This is a genomic window from Streptomyces sp. NPDC005794 (genome assembly GCF_042871445.1).
Lineage (GTDB): Bacteria > Actinomycetota > Actinomycetes > Streptomycetales > Streptomycetaceae > Streptomyces.
In genome coordinates, this window is the sequence record NZ_JBIAIN010000054.1 from 1 (window position 1) to 3,614 (window position 3,614).

Sequence of the window (3,614 nt, forward strand, 5' to 3'; positions counted from 1 at the left end):
CTACCTCACGCCCCACGAGACCCGATTGCGCTACCAACAGGGCCAGACCCTCGCGGCGTAACAACATCGTGTTCAAGATCACGGGGAAACTTCAGTCCAGTTCGTCTGCGCGACGGGCCGTCACCAGCCGCGAAAGGGTAGTGCCCTCAGGACAAAAGTGGGGTGATTACGGCCGTCACGGCAGCGGCCAGGGTAATGACCGTCACGAACGTGGTGGCCGCGCTCCTCAGAGCGCTTGGGCGGCTGGAACCTTCGAGCCGGGCGAGGGTGGCCGAACCCGCAGCGGTGAGCAGCGCGATCGAGACGACCAATGCGGCGGTGAGCAGGACAACAGCGAGGAACACGGCGATCTCCTGTGAATCGGGGATGTTGGTGTGATTGAAGATCCCGAAATTGGTGTCCGCCGGGGTTTGCCCGAAGGAAGATGAACACCGGTGAACTGACCGTCAGCCCGGGGGTGCAATGCGTGATCACTACACCGGTTGCCATCCGGCGCTGACCGAGCTGCGCAGCCGACTGAACGCGGGTATGGCCCGTCTTCGGTTGAACCAGACCGACCTTGCCGGCAAGGCAGGGCTGGGGCGTACGACGGTGTCGGAGGCTCTTCAGGCTGAAGGCACCGCCCCGTCGCCCAAAACAGTGACCGCGCTGGCGGTCGCGCTGAAGCTCCCCACAGGGGAACTGCTGGAGTTGCTGCGAACCGCTGCTAAGACAGGGGCGGTTGGTGGCCCGGGCCCGGGGCGATCGATTGGAGAATGGGAACCCCACGACTTGGAGGTCCACCCCGCCGGCGCCGCTCCGAATGGCCAGACCAGTGCGCGCCTGCTGCCGGGATACATCTTTCGGGCACACGACCAGGTACTCGCTGATGCGGTGCAGAACGCTGCACAGGGTCGCAGCCGGATGGCGGTGCTGGTCGGAACTTCATCGACGGGCAAGACCAGGGCATGCTGGGAAGCCATCCAACCACTCGCTCAACAGGGATGGCGGTTGTGGCATCCGTTCGATCCCACTCGTGCAGAAGCCGCGCTGGAGGAACTCCACCAGGTAGGGCCTCGTACAGTCGTGTGGCTGAACGAAGCCCAGCACTACCTGGGACCTCTTGGGATAGGCGAGCGGATCGCTGCGGCGATACACCACCTGCTCGTCCAGCCAGAACGGGGACCGATCCTCATCTTGGGCACATTGTGGCGCAAATTCGAGGATCAGTACACCGCGTTACCGACTCCGGGAGACCCGGACCCCCACAGCCGGGTACGGGAGCTCTTGGCCGGACGAACCGTGACGGTGCCCGAAGTTTTCGATGCACAGGCCATAGCAGCTGCGACCGAACTGGCTGATCGAGGCGACCTGCTGCTGGCAGACGCACTCACCCGCACCCGCGCCAACGGGCGCCTGACACAGGATCTCGCTGGCGCCCCGGCGCTGCTCAAACGCTACGAGCATGGAAGCCCGTCGGCTAAAGCTCTGCTTGAGGTGGCGATGGACGCCCGTAGGCTCGACGTGGGACTGCACCTTCCGCAAGCCTTTCTCACGGAGGCCGCTACCGACTACTTCAACGACACCGACTACGACCACCGCCCCGTGGACTGGGCTGAGGCTGCCTACGCTGAGCTCGCCCGCTCGGTCCATGGGGAGCAGACCCCCCTGCGCCGCACCAGCCCACGGCCTCAACGCCGTCCACCTGCCCCCAGCCTCGGCCCATCCGTAAACGGAGATTCCCCGACAGGGCCGGTGTTTCGGCTCGCCGACTACCTCGAACAGCACGGCCGCAACACCCGTAAGCGCCTGTGTCCACCGGCCTCCTTCTGGCATGCCGCCTACCTCTACCTCACGCAGCCCGAGGACTTGGACAGTCTCTCCGAACAGGCCATGACCCGGCACCGCTTGCAATGGGCTCACCATCTCCGGATCCGAGCCGCAGAACTCGGCAATGCTCCGGAGCTGCATAGAGGGAGCCCGCGAGGAGAAGCCAGAGGTGGGGCAAGCGCTGCGGATCCAGTCGAATGGACAACCGCCGATGGCGGCACCACTCACCCGACCCGGATTACCCAGGTGCAAGACGAGGCCAAAGACCCAGAAAGGCCGGGGGCCCCTAAGCAAATAGCGGTCGACGGGGATGACGATTATGCCTTGTTGCGCTTGGCCGTGCTGCGGGAGGAATCGGGTGACCGAGAAGGTGCTGAAACCTTGATCCGGCAGGCGGCTGATCGAGGTGCTACCTATGGCCTGTTGCGTCTGGCTGAGCTGCGGGAGAAGGCCGGGGATCGGGAAGGCGCTGAAGCCTTGGCTCGGCAGGCGGCTGATCGAGGTGCTACCTATGGCCTGTTGCGTCTGGCTGAGCTGCGGGAGAAGGCCGGGGATCGGGAAGGCGCTGAGATCCTAGCTTGGCACGCTGCTGACTGCGGGGACGAAAGCGCATTGTTCCGTCTGGCCGAGCTCCGGGAATGGAGCGGAGGCTTACATGCCGCTGAGATCCTCTATCGTGAGATCGCCGCCACCGGTTCAGAAATGACGTTCTTCCGAGCCAGGATCTTCCATGCGATCTGGCCGCACGGTCTGGATCCGGATGGGGCACCTACGCCCTCATGGCAGTGATCAGGAACCGCGGACCACTCACAGAAGCCTCCGAAGAGGAAGGAGCCCCTGACCCGCGTGACTTTCTGGGCGGGAGAGCTCGCGACTGCGGAGAGGCTTGCGGATGCCGTCTGCGCCGCCGCAAGGTGCTGGAGCCGCTGTGAGTACCCAGACAACGTGAGAGAATAAGCGTCGGCCATTGTTGACGTGACACCTCCGCTCCCCTCGCCCCCCAATCCAGTTCTGTGAAGAAGTAGCAGGCGCGTCCGGAGACTGGCCACCGGACCCTCACCGCCTCGCTTCTTCGGGCATGTCTTCTGTGATCCCTTCGCGAGACACAAGCGCGTCGCTGTTGCTGGGCTTCCACCGTGCCTGAACTGCATTGCGGAAGGGATCGTCGTCGAGGTCAGCGCGTTCGATTAGTTCAGGGTGGTCTCGGCCTCCCCGCCGTTCGGGTCATCTCCGCATAAGCGGAGCACCCGACGGCGGCCTGGCGAAGTTCCACGACGCCCGACGGAACATCTCCACATATACGGAGATCGCCCGACGGCGGTGCAGGACACAGGGCCGAGTACACCGTTCGCTCCGCCATCTCCTCGAGGCCGGCATTGATGCCTCGATCGGCACCGTCGGCGACCCCCTGGACAACGCCCTCATGGAGTCCCAGATCGGCCTCTACAAAACCGAGCTGATCAAGCCCCGCAAGCCCTGGCGCGCCCTGCCCGACGTCGAGCTCGCGACCGCGGAATGGGTCGACTGGTTCAACAACCAGCGTCTGCATACTGCGATCGGGAGCATCCCGCCCCACGAGCACGAGACCAACTACTACGCTCAGCTCCAGCCCCCAACCGGCGGCTGGAGCCAACGCATAGAGCCTCCACCGATCCCGGAGCGGTTCAGGTCGCACGTCTGGGCCTGGGCTGGTTCGCCTGGGTACTGGTGGGGAGTGTCATGAATCAGGTGTGGATCTCCCCGAAGGAGTGAGCCTGATGAGTACGACAACTGGTCACCTGATCGAGAGTGTCGACGGCGTGTCG

Annotated in this window: 3 protein-coding genes; 2 read left to right on the forward strand and 1 reads right to left on the reverse strand. The window is 64.4% G+C overall.

What is annotated here, in order from left to right:
- Positions 1 to 146: 146 nt before the first annotated feature.
- On the reverse strand, positions 147 to 344 hold the full coding sequence (locus ACFYQ5_RS36010; protein WP_366533154.1) for a hypothetical protein: 198 nt from the start codon (positions 342 to 344) through the stop codon (positions 147 to 149).
- A gap of 118 nt (positions 345 to 462) precedes the next feature.
- Here ACFYQ5_RS36010 and ACFYQ5_RS36015 point away from each other — a divergent pair, with 118 nt between their 5' ends.
- On the forward strand, positions 463 to 2,598 hold the full coding sequence (locus tag ACFYQ5_RS36015) for a hypothetical protein (RefSeq protein WP_389203833.1): 2,136 nt from the start codon (positions 463 to 465) through the stop codon (positions 2,596 to 2,598).
- A 361-nt stretch (positions 2,599 to 2,959) separates the two neighbouring features.
- Positions 2,960 to 3,532, forward strand: a complete 573-nt coding sequence (locus ACFYQ5_RS36020) for an integrase core domain-containing protein (protein WP_389203835.1) — start codon at positions 2,960 to 2,962, stop codon at positions 3,530 to 3,532.
- Positions 3,533 to 3,614 lie beyond the last annotated feature (82 nt).

Bases quoted from the DNA above. Each gene is read 5' to 3' on its own strand.
- ACFYQ5_RS36015 (WP_389203833.1), top strand. From the start codon at position 463: ATGCGTGATCACTACACCGGTTGCCATCCGGCGCTGACCGAGCTGCGC.